This is a genomic window from Serratia proteamaculans (assembly GCF_008830365.1).
Lineage (GTDB): Bacteria > Pseudomonadota > Gammaproteobacteria > Enterobacterales > Enterobacteriaceae > Serratia > Serratia proteamaculans.
This window is the reverse complement of the sequence record NZ_WBKI01000003.1, coordinates 303,091-329,950: the sequence shown is the minus strand read 5'-3', so window position 1 is coordinate 329,950 and position 26,860 is coordinate 303,091. Positions and strand designations below refer to the sequence as shown.

At 52.3% G+C, this 26,860-nt stretch carries 27 protein-coding genes and 1 tRNA gene; 13 read left to right on the top strand and 15 right to left on the bottom strand.

Translation table 11 applies throughout. The annotated features are described in order from the left end of the window. Positions 1-19 precede the first annotated feature (19 nt). Positions 20-1,627 carry a GMC family oxidoreductase gene (locus F8R23_RS15015; RefSeq protein ID WP_129934092.1) on the bottom strand — a complete coding sequence of 536 codons (1,608 nt, stop codon included), beginning with the start codon at positions 1,625-1,627 and terminating at the stop codon, positions 20-22. A 352-nt stretch (positions 1,628-1,979) separates the two neighbouring features. Between F8R23_RS15015 and F8R23_RS15010 the strand changes: the two genes are divergently transcribed. Continuing rightward, complete coding sequence (locus F8R23_RS15010; protein WP_129937959.1) at positions 1,980-2,984, top strand: acyltransferase family protein; 1,005 nt, start codon at positions 1,980-1,982, stop codon at positions 2,982-2,984. Between the two features lie 47 nt (positions 2,985-3,031). Here the strand turns inward: F8R23_RS15010 and F8R23_RS15005 are convergent, their stop codons facing one another. The 4 genes from F8R23_RS15005 to pepA all read right to left on the bottom strand — a co-directional run bounded on the left by F8R23_RS15005 (position 3,032) and on the right by pepA (position 8,662). Next, positions 3,032-3,535 carry a GNAT family N-acetyltransferase gene (locus F8R23_RS15005; protein ID WP_129934094.1) on the bottom strand — a complete coding sequence of 168 codons (504 nt, stop codon included), beginning with the start codon at positions 3,533-3,535 and terminating at the stop codon, positions 3,032-3,034. A gap of 191 nt (positions 3,536-3,726) precedes the next feature. Then, positions 3,727-6,603 (bottom strand): valine--tRNA ligase, encoded by a 2,877-nt coding sequence (locus tag F8R23_RS15000; RefSeq protein ID WP_151415772.1) that lies wholly within the window; start codon positions 6,601-6,603, stop codon positions 3,727-3,729. A 13-nt stretch (positions 6,604-6,616) separates the two neighbouring features. Beyond that, positions 6,617-7,066, bottom strand: coding sequence for a DNA polymerase III subunit chi (locus F8R23_RS14995; RefSeq protein WP_129934096.1), 450 nt, complete (start codon positions 7,064-7,066; stop codon positions 6,617-6,619). Between the two features lie 84 nt (positions 7,067-7,150). Further along, complete coding sequence (pepA, locus tag F8R23_RS14990; protein WP_012005018.1) at positions 7,151-8,662, bottom strand: leucyl aminopeptidase; 1,512 nt, start codon at positions 8,660-8,662, stop codon at positions 7,151-7,153. 280 nt (positions 8,663-8,942) lie between these two features. Here pepA and lptF point away from each other — a divergent pair, with 280 nt between their 5' ends. The 3 genes from lptF (at position 8,943) to F8R23_RS14975 (ending at position 11,443) form a co-directional block, all read left to right on the top strand. Continuing rightward, complete coding sequence (gene lptF, locus F8R23_RS14985; RefSeq protein ID WP_151415771.1) at positions 8,943-10,037, top strand: LPS export ABC transporter permease LptF; 1,095 nt, start codon at positions 8,943-8,945, stop codon at positions 10,035-10,037. Next, positions 10,037-11,107, top strand: coding sequence for an LPS export ABC transporter permease LptG (lptG, locus tag F8R23_RS14980; RefSeq protein WP_112347973.1), 1,071 nt, complete (start codon positions 10,037-10,039; stop codon positions 11,105-11,107). The genes lptF and lptG overlap by 1 nt, the downstream gene beginning before the upstream one ends. A gap of 251 nt (positions 11,108-11,358) precedes the next feature. Continuing rightward, positions 11,359-11,443: transfer RNA gene (locus F8R23_RS14975), tRNA-Leu, on the top strand. A 182-nt stretch (positions 11,444-11,625) separates the two neighbouring features. Here the strand turns inward: F8R23_RS14975 and F8R23_RS24295 are convergent. Together F8R23_RS24295 and F8R23_RS24290 are read right to left on the bottom strand one after the other, a co-directional pair. Next, on the bottom strand, positions 11,626-11,949 hold the full coding sequence (locus tag F8R23_RS24295; protein ID WP_244953395.1) for a hypothetical protein: 324 nt from the start codon (positions 11,947-11,949) through the stop codon (positions 11,626-11,628). Between the two features lie 95 nt (positions 11,950-12,044). Continuing rightward, positions 12,045-12,326: a hypothetical protein gene (locus tag F8R23_RS24290; RefSeq protein ID WP_244953394.1), complete on the bottom strand. Its 282-nt coding sequence runs from the start codon at positions 12,324-12,326 to the stop codon at positions 12,045-12,047. 329 nt (positions 12,327-12,655) lie between these two features. On the opposite strand from F8R23_RS24290, the gene F8R23_RS14960 reads away from it, so the two are divergent. The 3 genes from F8R23_RS14960 to F8R23_RS14950 all read left to right on the top strand — a co-directional run bounded on the left by F8R23_RS14960 (position 12,656) and on the right by F8R23_RS14950 (position 15,121). Continuing rightward, on the top strand, positions 12,656-13,291 hold the full coding sequence (locus F8R23_RS14960) for a carbonic anhydrase (protein ID WP_151415770.1): 636 nt from the start codon (positions 12,656-12,658) through the stop codon (positions 13,289-13,291). A gap of 206 nt (positions 13,292-13,497) precedes the next feature. Further along, positions 13,498-13,794: a helix-turn-helix domain-containing protein gene (locus F8R23_RS14955; RefSeq protein ID WP_151415769.1), complete on the top strand. Its 297-nt coding sequence runs from the start codon at positions 13,498-13,500 to the stop codon at positions 13,792-13,794. Positions 13,795-13,798: 4 nt separating this feature from the next. Continuing rightward, positions 13,799-15,121, top strand: a complete 1,323-nt coding sequence (locus F8R23_RS14950; protein ID WP_151415768.1) for a type II toxin-antitoxin system HipA family toxin — start codon at positions 13,799-13,801, stop codon at positions 15,119-15,121. A 278-nt stretch (positions 15,122-15,399) separates the two neighbouring features. Here F8R23_RS14950 and F8R23_RS14945 read toward each other — a convergent pair whose 3' ends face one another. Beyond that, complete coding sequence (locus F8R23_RS14945; RefSeq protein WP_112349023.1) at positions 15,400-16,482, bottom strand: DNA cytosine methyltransferase; 1,083 nt, start codon at positions 16,480-16,482, stop codon at positions 15,400-15,402. 237 nt (positions 16,483-16,719) lie between these two features. On the opposite strand from F8R23_RS14945, the gene F8R23_RS14940 reads away from it, so the two are divergent. Both F8R23_RS14940 and F8R23_RS14935 read left to right on the top strand, forming a co-directional pair. Continuing rightward, a complete protein-coding gene (locus F8R23_RS14940) occupies positions 16,720-17,628 on the top strand; it encodes a NaeI family type II restriction endonuclease (protein ID WP_112349024.1) in 909 nt (302 codons plus the stop codon). A gap of 73 nt (positions 17,629-17,701) precedes the next feature. Continuing rightward, positions 17,702-18,163, top strand: coding sequence for a very short patch repair endonuclease (locus tag F8R23_RS14935; protein WP_151415767.1), 462 nt, complete (start codon positions 17,702-17,704; stop codon positions 18,161-18,163). On the opposite strand, the gene F8R23_RS14930 is transcribed toward F8R23_RS14935, so the two are convergent. From F8R23_RS14930 to F8R23_RS14920, 3 genes are all read right to left on the bottom strand, one after another. After that, positions 18,164-18,856: an HNH endonuclease gene (locus F8R23_RS14930; protein ID WP_112349026.1), complete on the bottom strand. Its 693-nt coding sequence runs from the start codon at positions 18,854-18,856 to the stop codon at positions 18,164-18,166. 266 nt (positions 18,857-19,122) lie between these two features. Beyond that, positions 19,123-19,440: a hypothetical protein gene (locus F8R23_RS14925; RefSeq protein ID WP_151415766.1), complete on the bottom strand. Its 318-nt coding sequence runs from the start codon at positions 19,438-19,440 to the stop codon at positions 19,123-19,125. Positions 19,441-19,453: 13 nt separating this feature from the next. Then, on the bottom strand, positions 19,454-19,612 hold the full coding sequence (locus F8R23_RS14920) for an ash family protein (RefSeq protein WP_129934121.1): 159 nt from the start codon (positions 19,610-19,612) through the stop codon (positions 19,454-19,456). 235 nt (positions 19,613-19,847) lie between these two features. Here F8R23_RS14920 and F8R23_RS14915 point away from each other — a divergent pair, with 235 nt between their 5' ends. The 3 genes from F8R23_RS14915 to F8R23_RS14905 all read left to right on the top strand — a co-directional run bounded on the left by F8R23_RS14915 (position 19,848) and on the right by F8R23_RS14905 (position 21,312). Next, a complete protein-coding gene (locus tag F8R23_RS14915; protein WP_129937942.1) occupies positions 19,848-20,252 on the top strand; it encodes a putative T6SS immunity periplasmic lipoprotein in 405 nt (134 codons plus the stop codon). Between the two features lie 80 nt (positions 20,253-20,332). Next, on the top strand, positions 20,333-20,890 hold the full coding sequence (locus F8R23_RS14910; protein ID WP_129934123.1) for a type IV secretion protein Rhs: 558 nt from the start codon (positions 20,333-20,335) through the stop codon (positions 20,888-20,890). 2 nt (positions 20,891-20,892) lie between these two features. Continuing rightward, positions 20,893-21,312: a putative T6SS immunity periplasmic lipoprotein gene (locus F8R23_RS14905; RefSeq protein ID WP_129934124.1), complete on the top strand. Its 420-nt coding sequence runs from the start codon at positions 20,893-20,895 to the stop codon at positions 21,310-21,312. Between the two features lie 81 nt (positions 21,313-21,393). Here F8R23_RS14905 and F8R23_RS14900 read toward each other — a convergent pair whose 3' ends face one another. Continuing rightward, positions 21,394-22,824 (bottom strand): 6-phospho-beta-glucosidase, encoded by a 1,431-nt coding sequence (locus F8R23_RS14900; RefSeq protein WP_151415765.1) that lies wholly within the window; start codon positions 22,822-22,824, stop codon positions 21,394-21,396. 16 nt (positions 22,825-22,840) lie between these two features. Then, the gene (gene ascF, locus F8R23_RS14895; protein ID WP_151415764.1) at positions 22,841-24,286 is read right to left on the bottom strand and encodes a PTS cellobiose/arbutin/salicin transporter subunit IIBC; all 1,446 of its coding nucleotides are present in this window, start codon (positions 24,284-24,286) and stop codon (positions 22,841-22,843) included. A gap of 286 nt (positions 24,287-24,572) precedes the next feature. On the opposite strand from ascF, the gene F8R23_RS14890 reads away from it, so the two are divergent. Next, positions 24,573-25,595 carry a LacI family DNA-binding transcriptional regulator gene (locus tag F8R23_RS14890; protein WP_129937939.1) on the top strand — a complete coding sequence of 341 codons (1,023 nt, stop codon included), beginning with the start codon at positions 24,573-24,575 and terminating at the stop codon, positions 25,593-25,595. A gap of 44 nt (positions 25,596-25,639) precedes the next feature. On the opposite strand, the gene yjiA is transcribed toward F8R23_RS14890, so the two are convergent. Continuing rightward, positions 25,640-26,602, bottom strand: a complete 963-nt coding sequence (gene yjiA, locus F8R23_RS14885; protein ID WP_151415763.1) for a GTPase — start codon at positions 26,600-26,602, stop codon at positions 25,640-25,642. A gap of 11 nt (positions 26,603-26,613) precedes the next feature. Then, on the bottom strand, positions 26,614-26,817 hold the full coding sequence (locus tag F8R23_RS14880) for a YbdD/YjiX family protein (protein ID WP_004953088.1): 204 nt from the start codon (positions 26,815-26,817) through the stop codon (positions 26,614-26,616). Positions 26,818-26,860 lie beyond the last annotated feature (43 nt).

Here is a 26,860-nt window from a genome sequence, read left to right as displayed (position 1 = left end):
GCACCCATGAATAATGATGTTATTCCGGCGCGCCCAGCAACAAATCCACCGCTTTCTCTGCCAGCATGATGGTCGGCGCATTGGTATTGCCGCTGGTCACCTGTGGCATCACCGAGCAGTCGATCACCCGCAGCCGTTCAAAACCGTGCACCCGCAGTTGTAAATCCGTCACCGAGTCCTGCGGAGATTGCCCCATGCGACAGCTGCCCACCGGGTGATATACCGTTTTGCAGAAGTTGCGCACGAACTCTTGCAATTGCGCCTCATCGTTCAGCCAAGCGGGTTGTGGCATCAGCAGATCTTTGATAATCGGTTTGAGAGCGGCGGTTTGCAGGAAACGCAGGCCGAACTTCACCGCACGCACGCTGCCGGCCAGATCTTCCGGGTGGCCGAGGTAGTTGGCATGCAGTTTCACCGGATCCTTGGGATCGCGACTGCGCAGCAACACTTCGCCACGTGCCTTCGGCTGCAGATAACCGACCTTGAGCGTGAAACCGTGGATATTGGGCAGCGGTTCACCGGGCACGTCATCCCAGCTGTCGAGCAGCGGCAGGAAGTGGATTTGTACGTCTGGCCTGCCGTCACCCAGGCTGTCGGTGAAGGCGGCTCCTTCCAGCACGTTTGAACTCAGTACGCCGCTGCGGAATGCCAGCCATTCGGTGCCGTGACGCAGCGCCTGCAGGCCGCGATCGGCGCCGTACAGGCTGATCGGCTCGCGGGTACTAACGTTGATCGACATATGCAGGTGATCGTGGAAGTTCTTGCCCACCGGCAGATCCGCCAGCGGTTCGATGCCCAACTGTTGCAGATGTTCACGTGGTCCGATGCCGGACAGCATCAGGATCTTCGGCGATCCTACTGCACCGGCGCTGAGGATCACTTCCTGCGTGGCATGAACGGTGACTTCGGCGCCGCCGTTTTGGCTATACACCACGCCGGTGGCGACGTTGTTATCGAACACCACCCGGTGCACCAGCGCATTCAGTTTCACCACCAGCCGCTGCTCGTTTCGCACCGCTTTCAGGTAAGTGCGTGCGGTGCTGGCGCGTTCGCCATTGTGGGTGGTGGTCTGGTAGAAACCGACGCCGTGCTGGCTGTCGCCGTTGAAATCGTTGCGGTAGGGGAGATCCAGCTCCTGGCCGGCGCGGATAAACGCCATGCTGAGCGGGTGACGATAGCGGTTCTCGCTGACCGGCAGCAGACCTTCGCCGCCGTGATAGGCATCCGACAGGCTTTCGTTGGCCTCGGCGCGTTTGAAGTAGGGCAGCACGTCCTGATAGCCCCAGCCGACGCAGCCATAACGATCGGCCCACTCGTCGTAATCCTGTCGCTGGCCGCGAATATAGATCATGCCGTTGACCGAGCTGCTGCCGCCCAGCACCTTACCCTGGGCTATCTGCATGCGGCGGTTATTGGCATGCGGCTCCGGCTCGGTTTCATACGGCCAGCTTTTTTTGGCGATGATCTTCGCCACGCCGGCTGGCATCTTGATGAACAGGTTATTGTCTTCGCCACCGGCTTCCAGCAGCAGCACTCGTGCCTGTGTGCGGCGGATCAACTGCGCCGCCAGTACGCAGCCGGCAGAGCCTGCGCCGACAATGATGTAATCAAAAGCGTTTTCCGACATGACTGCTCCCTGTGCGATTGCGGCATGAGCCTGTGCTGGCAGAGTATCGCAAGCGGGCGGCTGGTCAATTTGAATTCATTAATTTGTTAATGAATATCACAAAAAATATTTATGTTTTTTATTATCTGTATGATTTTTATCAATAAAAAATAACATGACTATATTAATATTTTGTTGGTTTTTCTGAGCGGTATGGATTAGAGAGGAAAACCTGGGGTTTTATAAATACCCGGCGCATTGTTTCTTAAAGGAATATTAAATATGAGACTTATCCGATCTGGAAAGAGGGTGTCAGAGCAAAATAGCTGCTATATGATGACGAAACCTGTTATTGGATAAGATATTAAGAAATATGGAAATTTCGATTAATAAATCTAATTATTTAAAAGGGATTGCCATCATTCTGATGTTAATCCACCACCTGTTTGCCTACCCGAGCCGTATTAGCCCGGACATCACGGTTTATCATATGGTTAACAGCGTCGATATTGAGATGTTTGTTGGTCTGTTCGGCAAGATTTGCGTGTCGATGTTTCTGTTTCTCTCCGGCTACGGGTTCTCGCTGAAAAAAGAAGTCTCGTTTAAATATATCTGGGGCAAGCTGAAGAACTTATATATCAGCTACTGGATAGTGCTGTTTATCTTTGTGCCGATTGGCATCATTTTCTTTCCGGGCGAAAGATATTCCCTGTCGCCGTCGCTGTTTCTCGAAAACCTGATGGGCATAAAATCCACTTATAACAGCGAGTGGTGGTTCTTTAAACTCTACGTGTTGTATGTGCTCTCTTTGCCGCTGTTGTCGCGCTTGAATATCGGCCCATTGCTGGGGCTGCTGTTTTTGGCGGCGCTGTGTGGCAAGGGGTTGCAGTATGTTGGCTGGGCGCCAGAAGTGTTGATCGAATATTGCACCTGGTTGCTGCCGTTTGGCTTTGGCATGGTGTTTGGCCGCAGCCAGAAAATGCCGCCGAACTCGTGGCTGGCGAAACTGATCACCACCCTGAACCGCACCCATCCGCTGATCTTGCTGATGGTGACGGTGGCGGTATTTATCGTCGCGCACAATCCTGGGCTGCTGCTGGTGACGCCGCTGTTTATTATTGCGCTGATGAATACGGCAGATGGGTTGGGCAGTTGGGTGAACCGGGTGGTAGGCGAGTTGGGCAAGCATTCGATGTATATGTGGCTGACCCACAGCTTCTATTGCTATTACTTCACCCAGAAGCTGATCTTTGCGCCGCGCTATACGCCGCTGATCCTGCTGCTGTTAATTGCGGTGTCGTACCTGACCAGCCTGGTGCTGAGCCGGATTGAGTTGGCTATCAAGGGCGGGGTGACGCAGAGGGTGCGATCCCAGTAGGGGCGCTGCATACTGCGCCCGTTATTACCGCGGGCGCAGTAGCAAGATTACAGCGTCTTCAGCATGGTGACTTCGCAGTCGATGTGGCCGGTGGTACCCATCGCCTGGTCGATATGCTCAAAGCCCAGATGCTCATACAGGCCGATGGCCTGCGTCAGACTGGCGGTGGTTTCTAAATAACAACAGCGGAAACCCTGTTGACGGGCGAACTCCAGTGCCTGCAGCGCCAGGCGTTTTGCCAGGCCCTGGCCGCGTAAAACCGGCAGGAAATACATTTTCTGTAATTCGCAAATATCCACTTCACCGCCCTGCAGCGGCGCAACACCGCCACCCCCGGCAATCTGACCGTCGACTTCTATCACCCAATAAGCGCTGCGAGGCAGGCTGTAGAGCTGATACAAGACGTCCAGATTGGGGTCGGAAACGGTATAGCCTTTGTCCGCTGTCAAACCGTGCTCGGCGGAGACTTCGCGAATGACATTAGCAATAGCGGCATTATCATCAGCCGTTATTGGGCGCACCAGAAGACGTACTGGGGTTGCTGTTGTCATGTTTACACTCGCCATTAAAGGGAACCACATTCGTTTTTATCGCAACATAAAGCGCACCGGGTTTATAGCCCGGCGGCGTCCATGCAGCATTAATACCTTGTAATAACATCTTAAGCGGGCCGGATGCAACGGCGATAAAAAAACAGCGGGGAAATCCCCGCTGTTTTCAGCTGTTGCAGCGAACCGACAGATTACAGCGCGGCGATGGTCGCCTGCTGTTCCTGCAGCTTCACTTTGCCTTCTTTGCAGGCCGTCAGACGTTCGCGCTCTTTAGCGACCACGGCTTCTGGCGCACGTGCCACAAACCCTTCGTTAGACAGCTTGCCTTCGATCGACGCGATTTCCGCATCCAGCTTGCCCATCTCTTTCGACAGACGCGCAATCTCGGCGTCCTTATCGATAAAGCCAGCCATAGGGATCAGCAGCTCGGCACCGTCCACCAGTTTGGTAACCGACAACGGGCCTTTGTCACCGGCAGGCAGCAGGGCGATCGACTCCAGACGCGCCAGACGCTGAATAAAGCTCTGGTTCTCCTGCACGCGGCGCTCAGCGTCGGGATTGCAGTTGCGCAGCAGCACTTCCAGCAGTTTGCTCGGTGCAATGTTCATCTCGGCGCGAATGTTACGTACCGCGGTGATCGCCTGCTTGATCCACTCCAGGTCGTTCAGCGCTTGCGTATCTTCCAGTGCGGCGTCGTACTCTGGGAACGGCTGCAGCATGATAGTGTCTGCGGTTTCGCCGGTCAGGGTTTTCACGCGCTGCCAGATGGTTTCGGTAATGAACGGGATCACCGGGTGCGCCAGGCGCAGCAGGGCTTCCAGCACGGTGATCAGCGTATGGCGAGTGCCGCGCTGTTCCGCTTCGCTGCCGTTGCTCACGACCGGCTTGGTCAGTTCCAGATACCAGTCACAGAACTGGTTCCAGGTGAATTCGTACAGGATATTGGCTGCCAGATCGAAACGGTAAGTGTCCAGCGCTTCGCGGTAAGCTTTCACCGTACGGTTGAATTCAGCCAGGATCCAGCGATCCGCCAGCGACAGCACTTTCTCGCCGCCGTTGAAGCCACAGTCCTGGCCTTCGGCGTTCATCAGCACAAAGCGGCTGGCGTTCCACAGTTTGTTACAGAAGTTGCGGTAGCCTTCCAGGCGCTTCATGTCCCAGTTAATGTCACGGCCGGTGGAAGCCAGTGCCGCCAGGGTGAAGCGCAGGGCGTCGGTGCCGTGCGGTTCGATGCCGTTCGGGAACTGCTTCTCGGTGCGTTTGCGAATTTTCTCCGCCAGCTGCGGCTGCATCATGTTACCGGTGCGTTTTTCCAGCAGGTCTTCCAGCGAGATGCCGTCAACCATGTCCAGCGGGTCGATCACGTTACCTTTCGACTTGGACATCTTCTGCCCTTCGTCGTCGCGGATCAGACCGGTCATGTAGACGGTCTTGAACGGAACCTGTGGCTTGCCGTTTTCATCCTTCATAAAGTGCATGGTCAGCATGATCATGCGCGCAATCCAGAAGAAGATGATGTCGAAGCCACTGACCATCACGCTGGTCGGGTGGAAGGTTTTCAGCGCGTCGGTCTGCTCTGGCCAGCCCAGGGTAGAGAAGGTCCACAGGCCGGAAGAGAACCAGGTGTCCAGCACGTCTTCGTCCTGGTTCAGCACCACGTCAGGGCCCAGGTTGTTCTCGCTGCGCACTTCTGCTTCGTTGCGGCCAACATAGACTTTGCCGTTCACGTCGTACCAGGCCGGGATACGGTGACCCCACCACAGCTGACGCGAGATGCACCAGTCCTGAATGTCACGCATCCAGCTGAAGTACATGTTTTCGTACTGCTTCGGCACGAACTGGATCTCGCCTTGCTCAACCGCTTCCACCGCCACTTTCGCCAGTGGGGCAGTACGCACGTACCATTGGTCGGTCAGCATAGGTTCGATCACCACGCCGCCGCGGTCGCCGTAAGGCACCGTCAGGTCGTGCGGTTTGATCTCTTCCAGCAGGCCCAACTCTTCAAAGGCGGCTACCACGGCTTTACGTGCGGCGAAACGCTCCAGGCCACGGAACTGGGCCGGGATTTCGTTGCAGTAGTCGGTGCAGATTTCGCCGAGGGTGTTGAACACTTCCGCTTCCTGACGGATATCGCCGTCGAAAGTCAGGATGTTGATCATCGTCAGGCCGTGACGTTTACCGACTTCGTAGTCGTTAAAGTCGTGCGCTGGGGTGATTTTCACGCAGCCGGTGCCTTTTTCCATATCGGCGTGTTCGTCACCGACGATGCGGATGCGGCGGCCAACCAGCGGCAGAACGATTTCTTTGCCGATTAAATCTTTGTAGCGCGGATCTTCCGGGTTCACGGCCACGCCGGTATCGCCGAGCACGGTTTCCGGACGGGTGGTGGCGACCACCAGGTAATCTTTGCCTTCGGCAGTTTTAGCACCGTCGGCCAGCGGGTAGCGCAGGTGCCACATGGAGCCTTTGGACTCGCGGTTTTCCACTTCCAGATCGGAGATGGCGGTGCGCAGTTTTGGATCCCAGTTAACCAGGCGCTTGCCACGGTAGATCAGATCTTCTTTGTGCAGGCGGACAAACACTTCGCGTACCGCGTTGGACAGGCCTTCGTCCATGGTGAAGCGCTCGCGCTCCCAGTCCACGGAGTTGCCCAGACGGCGCATCTGACGGGTAATGGTGCCGCCGGATTCTGCCTTCCACTGCCAGATTTTGTCGATGAACGCGTCGCGGCCATAGTCATGGCGGGTTTTATTTTCTTCTGCGGCGATCTTGCGCTCAACCACCATCTGGGTAGCAATACCGGCATGGTCGGTACCGGCCTGCCACAGGGTGTTTTTACCCTGCATGCGCTGGTAGCGGATCATGGTGTCCATGATGGTCTGCTGGAAGGCGTGCCCCATGTGCAGGCTGCCGGTGACGTTCGGCGGCGGGATCATGATGCAGAAGCTTTCCTGGCTGGTATCGCCATTGGGCTTGAAGTAACCCTGGTTTTCCCAGTGATCGTACAACTTCTGTTCGATCTCTTTCGGGTCGTAGGCGGTATCGAGGTGACTGTTTGTCTTTTCCATTTTATATCGTTGTTCAGTGAGTTGGCGGCGTGGCCGTGGTCAAATGGAAGCCGACGCTGCGATAAGCTTTATATCGGTCGCGCGCCAACTGTTTCAGGGTGTCTTCGTAAGGAACGAAGTCTACCACTTCATGGAAAGCAGTAGCAAAATCTGCAAACTGCGGCAGCAGGGCGATCAGCAGGTCACGCGGGGAGTTACCGCGTTTGCCGGGCCAGCACAGTTCGACCGGGGCACCGTAATGCGGGCCTTCACCGGCCAGGTTGTGTGGCACAAACTGGTGTGGATCGCGCTGCCACAGCGCTTCGTCCAACCGCTGGGCCTGTTCCTGGCTCTCGCAGGCGATCAACACCCGCTTGCCGGAACGGAAGCCGTTGGCGGCAACGGCGCAGGCCACGGCCTCATGCGCGCTGAGCGCACCTGCGGGTTCCGCGTGTTCAATTAGATAGAACGTTGCCTGTTTCATGGTCTGATTCACCGCTGCCTATAAAAAGTGTAGGGGCACAGCATGCTGTGCCCCTCGGGATTATACCTGAATTACCACTCAGATTTAATCGTCGCCGTTTAACCCGGCGCGGTTCAACAAGAACTGCGACAGCAAGGCGACCGGACGACCAGTGGCCCCTTTGGCCTTGCCGGAACGCCAGGCGGTACCGGCGATATCCAGGTGCGCCCAGCTGTACTTGCGGGTAAAGCGCGACAGGAAGCAGGCTGCGGTGATAGCCCCGCCCGGACGGCCACCAATGTTCGCCATATCGGCAAAATTGGAGTCCAGCTGCTCGTAGTACTCGTCGGACATCGGCAAGCGCCACGCACGGTCGCCGGCCTGTTCGGACGCGCCGATCAGTTCATGCGCCAGCGGGTTGTGGTTCGACATCAGGCCGGTGATGTGGTGGCCCAGCGCGATCACGCAGGCGCCGGTCAGGGTGGCAACGTCAATCACCAGCTCCGGATCGAAACGCTCAACGTAGGTCAGGGTGTCGCACAATACCAGGCGGCCTTCGGCGTCGGTGTTCAACACCTCGACGGTCTGGCCGGACATGGTGGTCAGCACGTCGCCCGGACGATAAGCACTGCCGCCCGGCATGTTTTCACAGCCGGCCAGCACGCCGATCACGTTCAGCGGCAGGTTCAGCTCCGCCACTACGCGCATCACGCCGTACACGGTGGCGGCGCCACACATGTCGTACTTCATCTCGTCCATGCCTTCGGCAGGTTTGATCGAGATGCCGCCGGCATCAAAGGTCAGCCCTTTACCGACGAGCACAATTGGCTTAGCGTCCGGGTTCGGGTTGCCCTTATATTCCATAACCGACATCAATGATTCGTTACGCGACCCTGCACCCACCGCCAGGTAGGCGTTCATCCCCAACTCTTTCATCTGCTGTTCGCCGATGACGCGGGTGGTGATGTTGGTGCTGAAGGCGTCCGCCAGTTGGCGAGCCTGTGAGGCCAGGTAACCGGCGTTACAGATGTTCGGTGGCATATTGCCGAGATCTTTCGCCGCTTTGATGCCGGAAGACACCGCCAGCCCGTGCTGGATCGCACGTTCGCCGCTGGTGAGTTCACGACGGGTTGGCACGTTGAACACCATCTTGCGCAGCGGACGGCGTGGCTCCACTTTGTTGCTTTTCAGCTGATCGAAGGTGTAGAGCGTTTCTTTTGCGGTTTCCACCGCCTGACGCACCTTCCAGTAAGTGTTGCGGCCTTTCACGTGCAGCTCGGTCAGGAAGCAGACCGCCTCCATGGAGCCGGTATCGTTAAGGGTATTGATGGTTTTTTGAATCACCTGTTTGTACTGGCGTTCATCGAGCTCGCGCTCTTTGCCACAGCCAATTAACAGGATGCGTTCGGAGAGAATGTTAGGTACATGGTGCAGCAGTAACGTCTGCCCGACTTTACCTTCCAGTTCGCCACGGCGCAGCAAAGCGCTGATATAACCATCACTGATTTTGTCGAGTTGTTCTGCGATAGGGGACAAGCGGCGCGGTTCAAAAACGCCGACTACAATACAGGCACTGCGCTGTTTTTCCGGGCTACCGCTTTTTACACTGAACTCCATGCACTCTCCTGAATCTTAAAGACAAAGGCAGGCGCTACGGCTAGAATGACGCACTCCGTAACGATCTCCCGCCATTGAGTTAACGAGTTATGTTAACCTGAACGGCGTAAATTGCTCTGTTTTGGCGACTATAGGCAAGTTCCTATAGGACACCCAAATGCTAGATGTTGTAATACTATTTTAGCTGTGTCGGTTGCCATATGATGAGAATAAATGGCGGATTAGCGATGAAACTATCGATTTTCCTGCAAAAAGACAAGTTTTCACAGGCGTAATAAGCGTGATCATCATAAGATATCTGGTACGGGAAACGCTAAAGAGCCAAATCGCGATCTTGTTCATCCTGCTTCTGATCTTCTTTTGTCAGAACCTGGTCAGGGTGTTAGGCGATGCGGTGGACGGCGATGTCCCGACAAATTTAGTTCTTTCTTTGCTCGCATTGGGTGTGCCGAAGATGGCGCAGCTAATCCTGCCATTAAGCCTGTTTCTCGGCCTATTGATGACGCTTGGGCGGCTGTATACCGACAGCGAAATCACCGTCATGCATGCCTGCGGACTGGGTAAACGAACCCTGATTATCTCGGCTATGGTGCTGGCGTTGATCACCTCCGTTGTGGCGGCGGTCAACGTGTTCTGGGCAGGCCCCATGGCCTCGCGCTATCAGGACGTAGTGCTCAGCGAAGCCAAAGCCAACCCCAGTATTGCCGGGCTGGCGGAAGGGCAGTTCAAAACCTCGCAAGACGGCAACGCGGTGTTGTTTATCGGCAACGTTAAAGGCAGCACCTTCAACAACGTGTTCCTGGCGCAACTGCGGCCGAACGGCAACCAACGCCCTTCCGTGGTGGTGGCCGAGCACGGTCAGATCAACCAGATTAAAGACGGTTCGCAGGTAGTAACGCTGGACAAGGGCACCCGCTTTGAGGGCACCGCACTGCTGCGTGACTTCCGCATTACCGATTTCAACGACTATAAAGCTGTAGTAGGCCACCGTGCGGTCGCCGTGGACGGTAACCAGGCCGAGCAGATGTCAATGACGACGCTGCTGGCGTCTGACGACCCGGACGCGCGCGCCGAGTTCCACTGGCGCCTGACGCTGGTGTTGTCGGTGGTGATTATGGCGTTGCTGGTGGTGCCGCTCAGCGTGGTGAACCCGCGCCAGGGCCGTGTGCTGAGCATGCTGCCGGCCATCCTGCTGTATTTGATATTCTTCCTGCTGCAGACCTCGCTGCGCTCTAACGGCGGCAAGGGCAAGCTGGATCCGATGATATGGCTGTGGGTGGTCAACGCGGCGTACTTCGCGCTGGCGCTGGCGCTGAACCTGTGGGATACCGTGCCGATGCGTAAACTGCGTGCACGCCTGAGAGGAGCGGCCTGATGTTTGGTGTTTTAGACCGATATATCGGTAAGACAATTTTCAACACCATCATCATGACGCTGTTCATGCTGGTGTCGCTTTCCGGCATCATCAAGTTCGTCGACCAGTTGCGTAAAGTGGGCCAGGGCGAGTATACGGCGTTGAGCGCCGGGATGTTTACCCTGCTGAGCGTGCCGAAAGACATCGAGATTTTCTTCCCGATGGCGGCCCTGTTGGGCGCATTGCTCGGCCTGGGGCAACTGGCAACGCGCAGTGAACTGGTGGTGATGCAGGCTTCTGGCTTTACCCGCATGCAAATCGCCGGTTCGGTGATGAAAACCGCCATCCCGCTGGTGCTGTTGACCATGGCGATTGGCGAGTGGGTGGCACCGCAGGGCGACCAGATGGCGCGCAACTACCGTGCACAGCAGATGTACGGCGGTTCACTGCTTTCCACCAAGAACGGCCTGTGGGCGAAAGACGGCACCGACTTTATCTACATTGAACGCGTAGCGGGCGAGAAAGAGCTTTCCGGCGTGAACATCTACCACTTCAACGACCAGCGCAGGCTGGAGACGGTGCGTTATGCCGCGACCGCCAGCTTTGAAGACGGCGTGTGGAAGCTTTCGCAGGTAGATACCTCTGATCTGACCGACCCAAAACAAGTTACCGGCACCCAAACCTTGACCGGCGAATGGAAAACCAACCTGACCCCGGACAAACTGGGCGTGGTGGCGCTGGATCCAACCTCACTCTCCATCAGTGGCCTGCACAACTACGTGAAGTACCTGAAGCAGAGCGGCCAGGAAGCCAGCCGTTACCAGCTGAACATGTGGAGCAAGGTGTTCTCGCCGCTCTCCGTTGCGGTGATGATGCTGATGGCGCTGTCGTTCATCTTCGGGCCGCTACGTAGCGTGCCGATGGGCGTGCGTGTAGTGACCGGTATCAGCTTCGGGTTCCTGTTCTACGTGCTGGACCAGATATTCGGCCCGCTAAGCCTGGTGTACAACATGCCGCCGGTGTTGGGCGCGTTGCTGCCAAGCATGCTGTTCTTGTTGATCAGTATTTATATGTTGCTAAAACGCAAGTAGCGGTACTGCAGGCAGTTTAAGAGGGCGTAGCCATTGGGTTACGCCTTTTTTGTTTGTGGCGCCTGGTGGGGCGCAGTGCGGGATTGCTGTGGGTTTGGACGTCGGGGCGCCGCATGCGGCGCCCACAAAACGGGCCAAATGTGACCCCGGCGACGATTTTTTCAGCACTTAACTCATTGAACAACGGATAAGTGTTGCACGCGGATCGCTGAAAGGTATAATGCCCACGTTTTCCGCATACTACTTGCAGTGCCGAAGTGGCGAAATCGGTAGACGCAGTTGATTCAAAATCAACCGTAGAGATACGTGCCGGTTCGAGTCCGGCCTTCGGCACCATTAGTACAGCGCGAACAAGAAGCCACCGAAAGGTGGTTTTTTTGTGCCTGGAATTCGTGGCTTGATGTGGATGAAGGCCGTGTCCTCAGTTGTGCTGATATGCTCGATTTCATCGCCAGATTAAAAACAGAGTAGACAGAAATTCGTTGAGTGCTTAAAGCTCAGGCTGAGCTGGACCCTGTTTATGGAAAGACAATGGCTTCAGTCTCTACACTGTAGCGGCCGTCTTTTTCAGGTTTCAGCAGGAAATAACGCGTACTGCGATAGGTCGCATTTTGCACGCTGTAGCTTTGTTCCACGACATACACTTTTTCCCCATTAGTCATCGCACGGCCCACCCCTAAGAAATCAATCGCATAGTTGCCGGCAATGTTATCAGCCAGGTTAAAGACACCGTCTTTTCTATCTACAAAATGGATGGACGTATCGACTGCTTTCAGGGATTTGCCTGCGCTAACCTTTTGATCTCTTAATTTGACGCTTTCGTTGCTAATCGCCTGGTACATCAAAGCGGGTAACCGCTCCGGCAAGCTGGCTGGCGTGCCAATAACCAACCCTTTTTGGCCAGCAGTGAATGAGCCAGCCCGTAAACTGTGATTGATCAGGCAGGCCCCAGATTTTGCCGAAGCGTATTAAAATCCATCGCATTCCTGGATTGCTCAACAGGTGGCCCGAACTGTTGATATTTTTGGTAAAAGTCGGCGCAGGATGTGGCTTGCAGCTGCTTGTTTCCCGGCCCTTCGAAATAAAACTGATCTGAAAAATCGCTGTCTTTGGCGAAAATAGACCGATCAATCTCTGCAGGGGACAACAAGTCAGCTTCCGCGCTGGAGAACCCGAATATAAAGGGGACAATCAACCATAACTTCTTCACTTGAGTCATTCCCTGTGCTTCCTTTTCAATGAGATATGTTGATGTGGGGATGATGGTTTGTGTCAGGAAGTAAAGATGCTGTTTTTAACCGTGGTGATAATATTTTATCTTTCAGAGTTGAATATGAACATAATATTAGCACTTTTAGTCTTGGGGTTAGACTGCCGTAGGCAGAGGTTCAAGACTTGAATACGGTTTCCAATGATATCAGGGAAGTGGTTAAGAAAACGCCCTCGTCATTGCAGCCCCTTGAACGTTCATTTCCTTCTAAGAGGTGCTGGACTAACCGGGAGTGATGATTATCATGTTATCGATACTACCGATCCAGAGAGCGTGTTATGCAACATATCATTGAAGGTTTCCTCAGCTTCCAGAAAGAGATTTTCCCACAGCGTAAGGAACTCTTCCGCAGCCTTGCCTCCAGCCAGAACCCAAAAGCGCTTTTTATTTCGTGTTCTGACAGCCGCCTGGTGCCCGAGCTTGTGACTCAGCAAGACCCGGGACAGCTTTTCGTTATCCGTAACGCAGGCAATATCGTTCCTTCCTTTGGCCCGGAACCGGGTGGGGTGTCGGCGAGCATTGAATATGCGGTTGTTGCACTGGGCGTTACGGATATCGTGATTTGCGGCCACTCGAACTGCGGTGCCATGAAGGCGATAGCTTCTTGCCAGTGCCTTGACCCGATGCCTGCTGTGGCCCACTGGCTGCACTATGCTGACGCGGCAAAAGCGGTGGTAGAGAAGAAAACGTGGGATAACGAAATCGACAAAATTAACGCTATGGTTGAAGAGAACGTCATCGCCCAGCTAAATAATATTAAGACTCACCCGTCCGTTGCCGTGGGTCTGCGCAACAACGGCCTTCGCCTGCACGGCTGGGTTTACGACATCGAAAGTGGCGAGATCCGTACGCTGGATAAAAATACGAAGAATTTTGTTTCGCTGGCGGATAACCCCGACGTTTGTTTCGAATAACGTGATGCTTGGCCTTGGCGATGAAATTGAATCCACGTTCCGGCGTGGATTTTTTATGGATAAATTTAGCCAAACTAACAGCCTTTAGGCTGTATTTATATTAAAACACTCCATAAGCTGTATTTTGCATTTACAGCCTGTGGGGTGTAATGTGAATAATACAGCCTATAATCTGTACACAGCGATGAGGCAGCGAGCCGCTATCTATGAATACCGTCTATCCGTTAAAAACACTGAGCCAGCTACGCCCTTTACTGGTGGGTTTTCGTAAAGCGAAAGGTCTGACGCAAAAAGAGGTCTCTGAAAGGTTGGGCGTCACCCAGCAGACCTATGCGCGCCTGGAGTCAAACCCTGCTTCAGCCAGCCTGGAACGCCTGTTTCGGGTGTTTAATGTGCTGGGCATTGAAGTGGTGCTTTCCTCAGAGCATACCTCTCCGGGATGTGAAACGGAGGAAACCTCTACAACTCATATAGACTCGCCCGCCAGACGGGAACAGTGGTGATGAGATGCGTCGTTCGCAACAACGGTTAGCTATTTGGATGAATGGTATTCCGGTGGGGTACTGGGAAAAGCGCAAAGGTGAAGATCGGCTGGAATATCTGCCTGACTGGATTGCAGATAGCCAGGGGCGACCCTTGTCGCTTTCTTTGCCTTTCACGCCGGGGAATCAGCCTTATCGTGGTAGCGTGGTGCGCGATTATTTCGATAACCTGCTGCCGGATAGCGAGGGGATCCGCCGACGTCTGGCAATGCGTTATCATGCCGAAAGTCTGGATCCCTTTGATTTACTGGCTGAGCTTGGCCGTGATTGCGTTGGCGCTATACAGCTTCTTGATATTGATGAGCAACCCGCCCATATCTTTTCCATCAGGCAACGCCCGCTTTCAGAGGCGCAAATTGCCGAGATGCTTCGCAATACTGCCACGGTGTTACCGGGGCAACACGGCCAGGATGACGACCTACGTTTATCTATTGCCGGCGCTCAGGAAAAAACAGCGCTGTTGTGGCATGACAATCAGTGGTGTTTGCCTGAGGGAAATACGCCGACCACGCATATTTTCAAATTAGCGCTGGGGCTGGTGGGCAATATGCGAGCTGATATGAGCACATCCATCGAGAATGAGTGGCTCTGCTCTCTCATACTTGAGCACTATGGAGTGCCTGTCGCAAGAACGGCTATTGCGCAGTTTGAAGATCAAAAAGCGCTGATCGTGGAGCGTTTTGACAGGAAGCTATCGAGTGATAGGCAGTGGTGGATCCGTCTGCCACAAGAGGATATGTGCCAGGCTCTGGGCTTTTCACCGCTGAAGAAGTATCAGTCAGATGGTGGCCCCGGTATTACCGATATTATGGGAATACTGAGTCGTTCCGATCAGGCTGAAACAGATCGCAGACACTTTTTTAAGGCGCAGATTATCTTTTGGCTACTGGCTGCGACCGATGGTCACGCAAAGAATTTCAGTCTTGCGCATTTACCGCAAAATCGTTACCACATGACGCCACTGTACGATGTGTTATCCGCGTGGCCAGTGATTGGCCCGGGGAATAGCCAGATAGCCTGGCAGAAGTGCAAACTAGCGATGGCCGTTCGCGGTAGCAGTAACCATTACCTCATTAGCCAGATCCGACGCCGCCACTGGATAAAACACGGTGAAATGACCGGGTTAGGCCAGCATGAGGTTGAATCCATTATTGAAGAGCTGCTGGCGGCAACCCCGGGAGTTATTGAACGTGTCGCTGGACTGCTGCCTGAGCTGTTCCCATCTGAATTAGCGGCATGCATTTTTGATGGTATCAGGCAGCAGTGCGCGCGGTTGGTCGGGCGATAGTGCGTGGTGCGGGTAGGGAACTGATTGCTTATGAAGATTATGCTGCCATAGATGTTAAACTTAGCCATGGATTATTACTGTGATTTTTTAACCAAACAACTATCACGGGTCCATAATTTGGCAGAAAGAATCTTAGAGGTATTATTCGTTGAATAAATAACTTTATTGGTTTTTAAATTAATTAATGCTGTTGGATGAGGTTAATGCAATGAGGATAGATATATTTTATAAGAAATCCTCATCATGAGTTCACTCACAGTGAGGATCTATATCTATATCTATAATTTAATCAAAATGTTATATACATGGTTGGCGATTTTTCGTGCAAACTCAACAGGTACGGCATTACCGATTTGTTTTGCCACTTCAATTTTTGTACCACAAAATTTGAAGTTATCAGGGAAAGTCATGATTCTTGCTGCTTCTCTATGGGTAATTGGGCGGTGTTTTTCAGGGTGTAAATAACGCCCTTTTTCCGGTTTAAAAAACTCAGTTCGAATTGTTACAGATGGACGATCCCACCATAAACGGCCAAAGAGATCAGTGCCACCACTTGGTTTATTGATCCAACATTGTGGTGTGATTTCAGGGGCATTTCTCATCAGATCAAATCGGTTACCACCAGGTGGCACGGATTTATACCTACGTAAGCTGACTTCTGTTGGTGTTCGCCCAAAATGCAAGTTATAAGGTGCCGGAATATCCCTTATTTCTATGCCTTGAGGATCCTCAAGGTCACCTATTACAGATTTCACATCCCGCCAAACGGGTAAATCTGCACTTTGTGCGGCTTGTTGTGGATTAATATGTGTCTTCGCAGGAGGGAAATCAGGTAATGCATCCGCGGAAAAATATTTTAGGTTGTAACCAATGACGATAGCTCTACGTCTTGTCTGGGGCACACCATAGTCGGCAGTGTTTAAAACATCGTAGACGAGCTGAAAACCCATCTTCTTTGCGCGGGTTTGAATGTCTAAAAATTCATCACTTTTCAACAGGCCTGGCACGTTTTCCATGATAAACATCTTTGCACCAGAGGAAGCTACGATATCCATGTAGGGTTCCCATAGCGCACGACGGAGATCACCTTCTCTATTTTTATTCAGAAGGCTGAAACCTTGACATGGGGGGCCGCCAATAACGATATCTGCCTGTGGTATGGATTCTTGCTGAGATAACCATTCTTCGATGTTCACTGCGATGCAATGATTACCTGGAAAATTAGCGTTATAGGTATCGCAGGCGTGCTGATTGTTATCAATGGCTAATATCCCTTCAAAATCAGGGTGTTCATTGCCGAACATGAAGCCGGCACTTAGGCCGCCAGCCCCGCAAAATAGGTCGATAACTTTATAAGTCATGTTAGAAGCAACCTGCCAACTTGTTGATGAGGAAAGTAACATTCTAACGTTTAGATGAAGAGATCTAAAGCACTTTGTACTGTTTAAATATACATGTCATTTCGCACAATAGAAGGTTGAGATAGGTATTCATTTGGATGGGTAATTCGAGCTGACATCTAATAATCAATAATGCTTTATTTTTATAGTAGTTAGAGGGATAATTCACGCATCTAATGTTTTATGATGTAGGGTTGTATGAATAATTCAATCAATGAATTAATATCCGATAAAGATATAGATAATGTTATATTGTATTTTTCAAACATGAAAAATATCAAAGGGAAGTTTTCAGAAGCAATTAGGCGTTCATTCGATGAGGTTATCGATGGTCCTCGAACTGGGCGTTTTATTTACAGGCAGTTGGAGAAAACCGAGAAAACCTATTTGGGAACTAAAGTTGAAATACTACTTCGTTCAGCGTTTGAGCTTGAGCACGGTAGCGTAATGGATTATACGATAAATGGTGTTGAGGTTGACTGTAAATATACAGGTAGCGGTTGGGGATGGTCTATACCTAGAGAGGCGGTTGGACATATTTGCCTTTTGGTAAAAGCTGATGATGAGAAAGGGACGGCTAGTTTTGGTATTATACGTATAAGTAATAATATTTTAAACGAAGGGAAGAACCAAGATGGAAAACGAACGATTTCTGCGGCTTCAAGGGAGAAAATAAATTGGATATTGAAGGATGTAAAAATACCCATTAGTCAGTTGTTTTTAATGGATCCTATTATCAGAACGGAAATAATGAGAAGAGTCTCCGGTCAACAAAGGCTTAATGAGTTATTTAGAACATTTACAGGAAAAGTCATTGAGCGGGAGACTATTGCTATTGTTGCCTCTGCGAAAGATGACCCAATGAAAAGAGTCCGGGCAAATGGAGGTGCTAGAACTTATTTGGCGAGTGAGGGGATAATTATTCTTGGCCACCAAAATGAGCATCCAAGAATTTGTAGCGAACTCGGATTGCCAAAAGTTGAGAAAGGGCAAGTGATTTCGATAAGAATAGTGAAAGATAAAGATGGAGTATGTAAAATAGGTAATGATTTTTGGAGAGTGGCGAATGAAGGTGACGGTGTGTATCCTGCTCCGGATTTTTATTAAATAGGGAAAATCTGGCAATTATTTTAGATGTAACTTATACGCTACAGGAGTTATGTAAATTTGGAGTCGATTAATGATATTAGGCACCAGCAAGGATCCTCACAAAAAAACCAGATCTCTGATCAAGGTTAAGGGAACTGGTATCGAAATGTGGTTAAGGCTTCGTCTTCATGCCCGAGGATTCCGCTATCGAGTTAACGTGAAAGAACTTCCGGGGAAACCAGATATTGTATTATCAAAGTACAAATGCGTAATATTCGTCAACGGCTGTTTTTGGCACCTACACAATTGTCATTTTTTCCAATGGCCGAAGAAAAATCAAGATTGGTGGCGAGTAAAAATTTCTACCAATCGGAAGAGAGATCTGGAGGTTCAAGATAAACTCAGAGAGTTGGGGTGGCGAGTAATGATTGTATGGAAATGTGCAATACAGGGGAAAACAAAACTTGATGAAGAATTCTTGCTCGATTTAGTTAGCTCTTGGATAAAGAATGGTGGTCCTCTACTGGAAATTACCGGCAAAGAACCTGTCTAATTAATTCTCTTTAACTAATCGCATTACTTTTTTGTAAATATCGTCGATTAATACATTTTTATTTTTAGAATAATGTAATGCACGGTGACAGTTTGGACATATAGCAACTGTGTTTTCAACTGTATCTGAACCGCCATCAGCCAAATGTTTAAGATGGTGCACTTCAAGATAGGGCTTGTTTTTACTATCTGAAAATGGTGCATGACTCCCGCACGACTCGCAAATCCCTTTAGCTTCCTGAAGTACATAAGCCTTTATCATTGGGTCTCGGATGATAGTAATGGTTTGGCGAATAGTTTTAGCTGGTGAGCTGTTACCTGTCGGTTTATTAGAAATGCCTTTCTCTAAGTAATTCTCAACCTGATTATCAAAATTTTTACTTTCTTCATCTAACGAAGGTTTATCATGAATAGAAATGAGCTCTATGATATTTTTTAATTTATTGGAACCAACATGCGATGCCGGTTTTAGCCCTTTTAGCCAGGTCCGGTTCAGCTCAGAATACGCATAGGAGATATTTTGCATTCTGTATTCAAAGGATTTAGGTGAGCGGCCAAATCTTTCACCCAATTTTTTATAGTAGGATGTTTTTGAAAACGCCTCACCGGCATCATGCTTTTTCTTCATTTCAATGTATGCCAGTACTGAAGCCTCTAAATCTTCGTCGCCCCAGGCATCTCTATCATTAATCATTGTCAGCTAATCATATCGTCAAATGATATCAATTTTATGAATATGATCATGAATTGCAATTTGTTTCATGTAAAATATTTGATATTCATATCAAACATGCCGCATTTTATGATTTTTTGTACCCCAAGACGCTGATATTTCAAACCACTATAATCAAATGATTTTAGATAACCTATTGTTTTTATTATGCATATACTAATGTGCGTGATTTTGGAAACGAGGACAGTACCACTTGTGTGCCGTCCTCATACAACTATCCACTCAAATTAGCCAACCAACTCTTTCCCTTCCATCTCACGCAGTGCACAGCCATAAAGATTGCAAAGCGCAGGTACCAAGTGAGCCATCGCATTGAGGTAATGATTCAGTTGTTCCCACTGGGTGTCGTCGGCTTGCGGGTTCTTTTGCATGATATCGCTGAACAGCATCAGGCCGTGGCAGAGCCCTTCGGCCTGCTCGGCGGAGAGGGCGGCAAGGTCTAGGAGTTGTGTTGAATCTAGGGTGCTGAGATCGAGCTGATTGAACAGTTGGCGATAGAGGGTGAGGGTGCTTGGGATAGGTTGTGAGGCGGAAGTGTTTTCCATGTGGCCATTCTCCTTAGTGTGGTGTGCAGCTACCACCATGAGACGCTAAACCCATGGTGGTAGCCCAAACGGAGTTAGCGTTACCGGACACTAAGGAAACCGGCGCTTCTTCCGAAGCCTCCGCTTGGGCCACCATAATTCTGGATGTTCTAGGCCCCAGCATTATATACATAATGCTGCTCAGTGTATGTTCGGAACGCTAACTCCGGCTGCGTATTTTGACGCAGCCCGAAAACTATAACGCTATCGCCAAAATGAAAGAATAACCTGTACAGAAATACAGTTAAATTACTCTTTGGATTGGAATGCAGATCGCAGTTATTCGTAGTAACCTTGGGTGCTAAATTATTATCTATATATTTATTGATAATATATTCAATGTCCCAGCTTATGATTAAGGGAATAATATGAAGGGTAAATTATTGTTCACAGCCGTCGGCGTAATTTTGCTAAGTGCTTGCGTAGGTGACCGTCTAGACCGGCGTTATGCACCTGATATCCCCATAACAGCCCATGCTAAAGATAATGGCGATATCTGCATTTATCCGTTACCTAAAGAAAACGAAAAAACAGATACGGTCTATATCAGCAGTGATGCAGGTGAGAAGCTGATCGAAGTCGCTAATCAGGATCCGAAAAAGGGGATTTGCATAACTCAAGGGGATTACTCGTTTCAGGAAAGCCATCTGTACAGTATGAGATTGAATTTTATTCCCATAGATAAACGAGAAAACCTGCAGGATGCATCAGGCAGAGCTTTTATTGCCAACTTCAAAGTGAAAAAGCGCAATGGTAGCTACGATTTGTTGTGAATGGGTAAATATCTAATCTATACCCTGATTAAAGTAATCGTTAATATGCCATTTCCATATGGTCATAGGGAGTTTGACTCATGTTAACGAAAGAGCAGAAAAACCAGCAGGTGGAAGAAGTAACGCTACGTTTAATAACGCTTGGTGAGATGTCTATGGCTCGCCAAATTTTTGGTAAATCAATAGTCTACAACCGTGTATGGATCCATTGCGATAGTTACTTACCCTTTGGTCTACAAGGTAAACATGTTGGCATGTCACCCAATGGCGAAATCTATTTCCGCCAAGAGGAGTATTTAGCAGATTTCTCTCAGATAAATAACTATGCTAAACAGCACTTTTTTATCCATGAGCTTGCCCATGTGTGGCAGCATCAACATGGGCAATGGGTGCGGCTGAGAGGTGCTTTTAGCTGGGCGGCTGATTACAACTATAAATTGGATGTGAATAAGACACTCACTAACTACTCTTTAGAGCAACAAGCTTGTATTATCGCAGATTATTGGCTGCTAATACGCTATGGTCATGGTGCTTGGGAATACGGTATCGGGCGTTTTGTTAGGTATATTGGCCCCAAAACCAATGAAATTCGCTCACAGTACGAGCAGGTTTTAGCTAAGTTTTTACGTCAGAGGTAATTATGAAACGGATTTTTATACTTTCGTTACCTTTCTTGCTCGCAGGCTGTCCTTCTATGGGGGATCGGATTCCCGTCGACTACCCCGCAACCGTCACTTTGCGCGATGGTGCAGTGTGTGTGACGGTGATGCCTGAAGGTGATGAGAAGTTAGAAGGCATCTCGATTAATCGGTTGGATGAGGCGCAAAATCGTGACTTCAAATTCTTCGACCCGCTGCGTGAAATCACGCCCAACCAATGTGCCCCCGATGAAGGCTACGTATTTGCTCCAGGGCAGAAATATCATTTTTCGGTAAAACTGATATCCCCTAAAAAACAACAGGCGGGTGATTTTCCCTTTGCTCGCGAGTTCGTAACCGAATTCTCGGTCAATCAATCGAACGGGATTTTGCAGGTCGAAGCATTGCCTACCTCGCGTTAAGTTCACCGCTGGAGCCTGAGAAACCCAGGCTCCGAAAGCTCAGAAGTGAAAGTCAGAGTCAGCTCACTGCACCCAACCCCATCACCCCAAATCGGCCCCATTACTGGCAATCACTCGTTTGTACCACCAGAAGGATTTCTTGCGCGTGCGGGCGAGGGTGCCGTTGCCGTGGTCGTCGCGGTCGACGTAAACCAAGCCGTAGCGTTTGCTCATTTCCCCGGTCGAAGCCGCCACCAGGTCAATGCAGCCCCAGGTGGTGTAGCCCATCACCGGCACGCCGTCGGCGATGGCGTCGGCCATGGCGCGGATGTGCTCCCGCAGGTAGCTGATGCGGTAATCGTCCTCTATCTCGCCGTCGGCATTGAACTCGTCGTGCGCGCCCAGGCCGTTTTCCACCAGGAACAGCGGTTTTTGGTAACGGTCGTACATCATGTTCATGGTGATGCGCAAACCCAGCGGATCGATGCCCCAGCCCCAGTCGCTGCGCGGAATATGCGGGTTGGTCAGGGATTTCACCACGTTGGCGGCGCTGCTGTTGTTGTCGTTCATATCGGCAGAGGCGCAGCGCGAGGCGTAATAGCTGAAGGAAACAAAATCGACGGTGTTCTTCAGGATTTCGCTGTCGCCTTCTTCCATCGCGATGCTCACACCTTTCTCGCGGAATACCCGGGCAGAGTAGGAAGGGTAGGCGCCGCGGGCCTGCACATCGATAAAGAACAGGTTCTCGCGGTCTTTCTCCAGCGCGGCCCACACGTCTTCCGGCTTGCTGGACCAGGGGTAAAAATTGCCGCCGGCCAGCATGCAGCCCACCTGGTTGGCGGGGTTCACTTCATGCGCAATGCGGGTCGCCAGGGCGCTGGCCACCAGCTCGTGGTGCACGGCCTGGTATTTTACCTGCTCGGGGTTCTCGCCTGCTTCAAACACGAGTCCTGCGCCGGAGAACGGGCTGTGCAGCACAATGTTGATCTCGTTGAAGGTGAGCCAGTATTTCACCAGCCCGTCGAAGGCTTCAAAACAGGTGCGGGCATAGCGGGTGAAAAACTCCACCATTTTGCGGCTGCGCCAGGAGCCGTATTCGGTCACCAGGTGCATCGGCACGTCGAAATGGCACAGGGTCACCAGCGGCTCGATGCCGTATTTGCGGCATTCTTCAAACAGGCTGCGGTAGAAGGCGATGCCTTCCGGGTTGGGCGTCAGTTCGTCGCCGTTCGGGTAAATCCGGCTCCAGGCGATGGAGGTGCGGAATACGCTAAAGCCCATCTCCGCCATCAGCGCAATGTCGTCGCGGTAGCGGTGGTAAAAATCAATGGCGTCGTGGCTCGGGTAAAACTCGTCTTCGCGCAGGCTAAAGCGTTTCTCCAGGCCCAGTTTTACCGGCATGCGGTTGGGGCCATGCGGGATCATGTCGACCGTGGTCAGCCCTTTCCCGCCCTCCAGATAACCACCTTCAGACTGGTTGGCGGCCAGGGCGCCGCCCCATAAAAACCCTTGCGGGAATGTTGAATCAGGCATGCAATCCTCAATTTTCTCAATGGGTCGCGTTAGCGGTATTCGCCGCGGGGGCAGCAGTCGCGGTTTGGGCCTCTTCGCTTTCCGGGATGTCTTCAAAGCCCAAAAGTAGCGTGAGCACGAACGACAGCACCACGGCAAGCACCATCACGCCGCCGACCCAGACAATGCTCATCGGGTTGGTCGGGTCGAAGAACTGCACGCTGGTGAACAGGCCGGGCGAAGCCATCGAATGGCTGGCCAATCCGCCGATACCGGCGACGGCACCGCAGATAAAGCCGCTGATCAAACTGGCGATCAACGGGCGTTTGAGCCGCACCGCCACGCCGTACAGCGCCGGTTCGGAAATGCCCGCCACAATGGCGGAAGCGGCGGCGGCCAGTGCGGTCTGACGCAGTTCGCGGTTCTTGGTTTTGAACGCCACCGCCAGCGAAGAGCCGCCGAGCGACAGGTTGGCACCGATCTCTGAAGGCATCACCATGCCCTCTTTGCCGGTTTCGGCGATGGTCTGAATGATGGTCGGGGTGAATACGCGGTGCATGCCGGTCATCACCAGCAGCGGCCAAATGGCTCCCATAATGGCGACGGAAAGCCAGCCCAAATAACCATGCACGGTGTACACCAGCGCCGAAATCCCGCTGCCGATCCAGATGCCGAGCGGGCCGATAAACACTATCGCGATCGGCGCGGCAATCAGCACAATCAGCATCGGCTTAAGGAAGTTCTTGGTCACCGCCGGGGTGATGCGGTCAACCCAGCGCTCGATGTACGACAAAATCCAGGTCATCACCAGCGCGGGGATCACCGTGTAGGTGTATTTCACCGCCGTCACCGGGATGTAGGCGAACTCCACCGCCTGGCCCTGCGCCGCCTTGGCCATCAGGTCGATAAAGTTGGGGTGCAGCAGCACCCCGGCAATGGCGATTGCCAGCGACATGTTGGTTTTGAATTTCAGCGCCGCAGAGGCGGCCACCATCACCGGCAGGAAGAAGAACGCGCCGTCGCCAATCACGTTCAGTATCACCAGGGTCGACGAGCCTTTTTCGAACACGCCGAACATATCCAGGATCATCGCCAGCAGTTTCACCATCGAACCGCCGATGATGGCCGGGATCAACGGCGACATGGTGCCGATCAGGGCGTCGAGAATGCCGGCACCAATGCCTTTCAGGGTGATTTTGCGTTTTGCCGGAGTGGCGGTGGGGGGGTTACCCGGCATGCCGAGCGCCAGCACCGCCTGATAAGCCTTCGACACTTCATTGCCGATGATCACCTGGCATTGCTCACCGCTGTGCACCACGCCCAATACGCCATCAATGGCCTTTAGCGTCGGGGTGTCGATCAGCGCCTTGTCTTTCACCACGAACCGCAGGCGGGTCATGCAGTGGGTAACGGCTTCGATATTGTTGAGGCCACCCAGCGCCTTCACGATAGCGGGGGAGATCTCTGCGTAATTCTTCGGCATGGAATTATCGTCTCTCTAGATAGAAATTCGGATTGCCCAAAGGCGAACTTTTACTGCCTGGGCGATCCGCCGTTCCATCTGAATGAAACGCCCACAAGAAACCGGTTTCACAAAATCATGATGCGATATCTTATTGGTGGCAAGAATTATGATTTTTTTGTTTTTCGTTTCGTGATGACTCTCACTTTTAGTTCAGGGGTGGCGGCAGAAGCGGGCGTGAAAACATTCCAAACCGGGGGCGTCTTGGGTAGACTGCGCTGACTCAATCGACTTTGACGGCGCAGAGATGGCAACAATACTTGAGGTAGCTAACAGGGCGGGCGTGTCGAAAGCGACGGTGTCCCGCGTGTTGTCCGGCAGCGGCTATGTCAGCCCGGAAAAACGTGAGCTGGTGGACAAAGCTATCGCCGAAACGGGTTACCGGCCCAATCTGCTGGCGCGCAATCTGGCGACTAAAACCACCCAGACCATCGGGCTGGTGGTGACCAACACGCTGTACAGCGGTAACTACTTCAGCGAGCTGATGTTTCAGTCGGCCCGCATCATGGAAGAGCACGGCCGCCAACTGATTTTGGCGGACGGCAAGCACACTGCCGCAGAAGAAAAAGCCGCCATTGAATACCTGCTGGATATGCGCTGCGACGGCGTGATCATCTACCCGCGTTTTCTGTCGATTAGCGAAATGGACGAGATCATATCCCGGCACAAGCAGCCGATCCTGGTCATCAACCGTCGGCTCAGGCTCAACGACAGCTACTGCATTTTCAGCGATCAACACGCCGCCAGCGTGACGGCGGTGCAGCAGTTGATCGACCGGGGGCATCGCGATATCGCTTTCATCACCGGCTCGCTGGATTCCCCCACCGGGCTGGAGCGGCTCTCCGGCTACAAATCCGCGCTGGCGGAACATGATATTGACGTAAAAGACGCGCTGATTGTCGAAGGGAAGTGGAACGCGCAAAGCGGCATGGCGGCGGTCGATACGCTGTTGGCCAGCGGCCACACCTTTAGCGCGATTGTTGCCAGCAACGACGAGATGGCCATCGGCGCGATCAAGCGGCTGGCGGAATGCCAAATCCCGGTGCCGTCCGCCGTGTCAGTGATAGGGTTCGATGATATTCCGTTGGCGCCTTATACCATTCCCTCGCTGTCCAGCATGAAAATGCCGGTGACCGAAATGATTAAGGAAACCATCCATCGGCTGGTGTCGATGCTGGACGGCGGCGAACTGAGCAAGCGCCCAACCTTCCCGGCCAGCCTGATGCTGCGGGATTCGGTAGCCGCGGGGCCTTATTTACAGGTTAAATGAGGGGCTGGGCTGCAAGGTGAAGGTGCAGCCCAGTGGATTCAGGCTTACGCCAATTCGGCAAACCGCTGGCGAATGATCTCCTCAGGCAAATTCAGCCCAATAAACACCAAAGTACTGCGGCGTTCCTCGTCGGGCAGCCATTCGCGGTCCCAGTCGGCGTTATACAGCCGTTGCACGCCCTGGAATAGCAGGCGACGTGGCTCGTTCTGGATCGACAAAATCCCCTTATAGCGCAGCAGGCTGTCGGCGTACTCCAGCAGCAGGCCTTCCATCACTTCTGAAACCTGCATCAGCTCCAGCGGCTGGTCGTGGTACACCACGATCGACTGAATGTTGTTCTGCGCCTGTGGAATGCGGCGGAACAGCGGGGTGGGTGGCGTCAGGTTCAGCTTGTCGTTCAGCACAAAGCCTTCGATGTCGAACAACAGACTTAGATCGATATCGCCGTGCGTCACTGGGTAAACCGGTGCGCGGGCGTTCATCTGTTGCAGCCGTTGGATCAGCGCTTCACAGTCCGGTGCCACGTCGGTTTTGGTCAGCAGAATACGGTCGGCGTAGCCCACCTGCGCCTGTGCGATGCTGAACTGGTTGAGTTGTTGATCGGCGTGTGCGGCGTCCACCAGCGTGATAATACCGTCCAGCAGGAAGCGTTCGCAAAGGGTCTCGTGCGAGAAAAAGGTCTGGGTGATCGGGCCGGGGTCGGCCATGCCGGTGCATTCAATGATTAGCCGATCGAACTCCAGTTGGCCCTGGTCCACGCCGTCCAGCAAGTCCAGTAACGCGTCTGCCAGCTCGTTGGATTTGCTGCAGCAGATGCAGCCGTTGCTCAGGGTGGTGATGCGGCTGGCGCGATCGCCAATCAGTGCGTTGTCGATCGGCACTTCGCCGAACTCATTTTCAATCACGGCAATTTTGTAGCCGTGTTCAGCGTTCAGAATATGGCGTAGCAGGGTGGTTTTACCGGCACCCAAAAAGCCGGTCAGAATGGTGACTGCGATGGGTTTCATTCAGGATCCTTTTAACAACAGCGCATGCCGCCTTTGCCGTCCCCACCGTAGCGGGCCTGCTGGCGTTCGCGGAAAAACTCTTTATAGGTCATCACCGGCTTGTCCGGGTGGTTGTCTTTCATGTGCTGGACGTAGGTATCGTAATCGGGCACGCCCACCAGCATGCGCGCCGCCTGCCCGAGATATTTACCCGCCTGGCCGAGATTACCGAACATAGCCTTCTCCCAAAAAATGACCCTGCATAATAGATTTCATTAT

What these genes read in the sequence shown, in the direction of transcription:
- F8R23_RS14890 (WP_129937939.1), top strand. Translation starts at nt 24,573, where the DNA reads ATGGCAACAATACTTGAGGTAGCTAACAGGGCGGGCGTGTCGAAAGCG.
- F8R23_RS24290 (WP_244953394.1), bottom strand. Translation starts at nt 12,326, where the DNA reads ATGACTCAAGTGAAGAAGTTATGGTTGATTGTCCCCTTTATATTCGGG.
- F8R23_RS14945 (WP_112349023.1), bottom strand. Translation starts at nt 16,482, where the DNA reads ATGACTTATAAAGTTATCGACCTATTTTGCGGGGCTGGCGGCCTAAGT.
- F8R23_RS14920 (WP_129934121.1), bottom strand. Translation starts at nt 19,612, where the DNA reads ATGTATATAATGCTGGGGCCTAGAACATCCAGAATTATGGTGGCCCAA.
- F8R23_RS14880 (WP_004953088.1), bottom strand. Translation starts at nt 26,817, where the DNA reads ATGTTCGGTAATCTCGGCCAGGCGGGTAAATATCTCGGGCAGGCGGCG.
- F8R23_RS24295 (WP_244953395.1), bottom strand. Translation starts at nt 11,949, where the DNA reads ATGTACCAGGCGATTAGCAACGAAAGCGTCAAATTAAGAGATCAAAAG.
- F8R23_RS14940 (WP_112349024.1), top strand. Translation starts at nt 16,720, where the DNA reads ATGAATAATTCAATCAATGAATTAATATCCGATAAAGATATAGATAAT.
- ascF (WP_151415764.1), bottom strand. Translation starts at nt 24,286, where the DNA reads ATGCCGAAGAATTACGCAGAGATCTCCCCCGCTATCGTGAAGGCGCTG.
- F8R23_RS14910 (WP_129934123.1), top strand. Translation starts at nt 20,333, where the DNA reads ATGTTAACGAAAGAGCAGAAAAACCAGCAGGTGGAAGAAGTAACGCTA.
- lptG (WP_112347973.1), top strand. Translation starts at nt 10,037, where the DNA reads ATGTTTGGTGTTTTAGACCGATATATCGGTAAGACAATTTTCAACACC.
- F8R23_RS14995 (WP_129934096.1), bottom strand. Translation starts at nt 7,066, where the DNA reads ATGAAACAGGCAACGTTCTATCTAATTGAACACGCGGAACCCGCAGGT.
- F8R23_RS14950 (WP_151415768.1), top strand. Translation starts at nt 13,799, where the DNA reads ATGCGTCGTTCGCAACAACGGTTAGCTATTTGGATGAATGGTATTCCG.
- F8R23_RS15000 (WP_151415772.1), bottom strand. Translation starts at nt 6,603, where the DNA reads ATGGAAAAGACAAACAGTCACCTCGATACCGCCTACGACCCGAAAGAG.
- F8R23_RS15015 (WP_129934092.1), bottom strand. Translation starts at nt 1,627, where the DNA reads ATGTCGGAAAACGCTTTTGATTACATCATTGTCGGCGCAGGCTCTGCC.
- F8R23_RS14960 (WP_151415770.1), top strand. Translation starts at nt 12,656, where the DNA reads ATGCAACATATCATTGAAGGTTTCCTCAGCTTCCAGAAAGAGATTTTC.
- F8R23_RS14915 (WP_129937942.1), top strand. Translation starts at nt 19,848, where the DNA reads ATGAAGGGTAAATTATTGTTCACAGCCGTCGGCGTAATTTTGCTAAGT.
- F8R23_RS14925 (WP_151415766.1), bottom strand. Translation starts at nt 19,440, where the DNA reads ATGGAAAACACTTCCGCCTCACAACCTATCCCAAGCACCCTCACCCTC.
- yjiA (WP_151415763.1), bottom strand. Translation starts at nt 26,602, where the DNA reads ATGAAACCCATCGCAGTCACCATTCTGACCGGCTTTTTGGGTGCCGGT.
- F8R23_RS15005 (WP_129934094.1), bottom strand. Translation starts at nt 3,535, where the DNA reads ATGACAACAGCAACCCCAGTACGTCTTCTGGTGCGCCCAATAACGGCT.
- F8R23_RS14935 (WP_151415767.1), top strand. Translation starts at nt 17,702, where the DNA reads ATGATATTAGGCACCAGCAAGGATCCTCACAAAAAAACCAGATCTCTG.
- F8R23_RS14930 (WP_112349026.1), bottom strand. Translation starts at nt 18,856, where the DNA reads ATGATTAATGATAGAGATGCCTGGGGCGACGAAGATTTAGAGGCTTCA.
- F8R23_RS14905 (WP_129934124.1), top strand. Translation starts at nt 20,893, where the DNA reads ATGAAACGGATTTTTATACTTTCGTTACCTTTCTTGCTCGCAGGCTGT.
- F8R23_RS14955 (WP_151415769.1), top strand. Translation starts at nt 13,498, where the DNA reads ATGAATACCGTCTATCCGTTAAAAACACTGAGCCAGCTACGCCCTTTA.
- F8R23_RS15010 (WP_129937959.1), top strand. Translation starts at nt 1,980, where the DNA reads ATGGAAATTTCGATTAATAAATCTAATTATTTAAAAGGGATTGCCATC.
- pepA (WP_012005018.1), bottom strand. Translation starts at nt 8,662, where the DNA reads ATGGAGTTCAGTGTAAAAAGCGGTAGCCCGGAAAAACAGCGCAGTGCC.
- F8R23_RS14900 (WP_151415765.1), bottom strand. Translation starts at nt 22,824, where the DNA reads ATGCCTGATTCAACATTCCCGCAAGGGTTTTTATGGGGCGGCGCCCTG.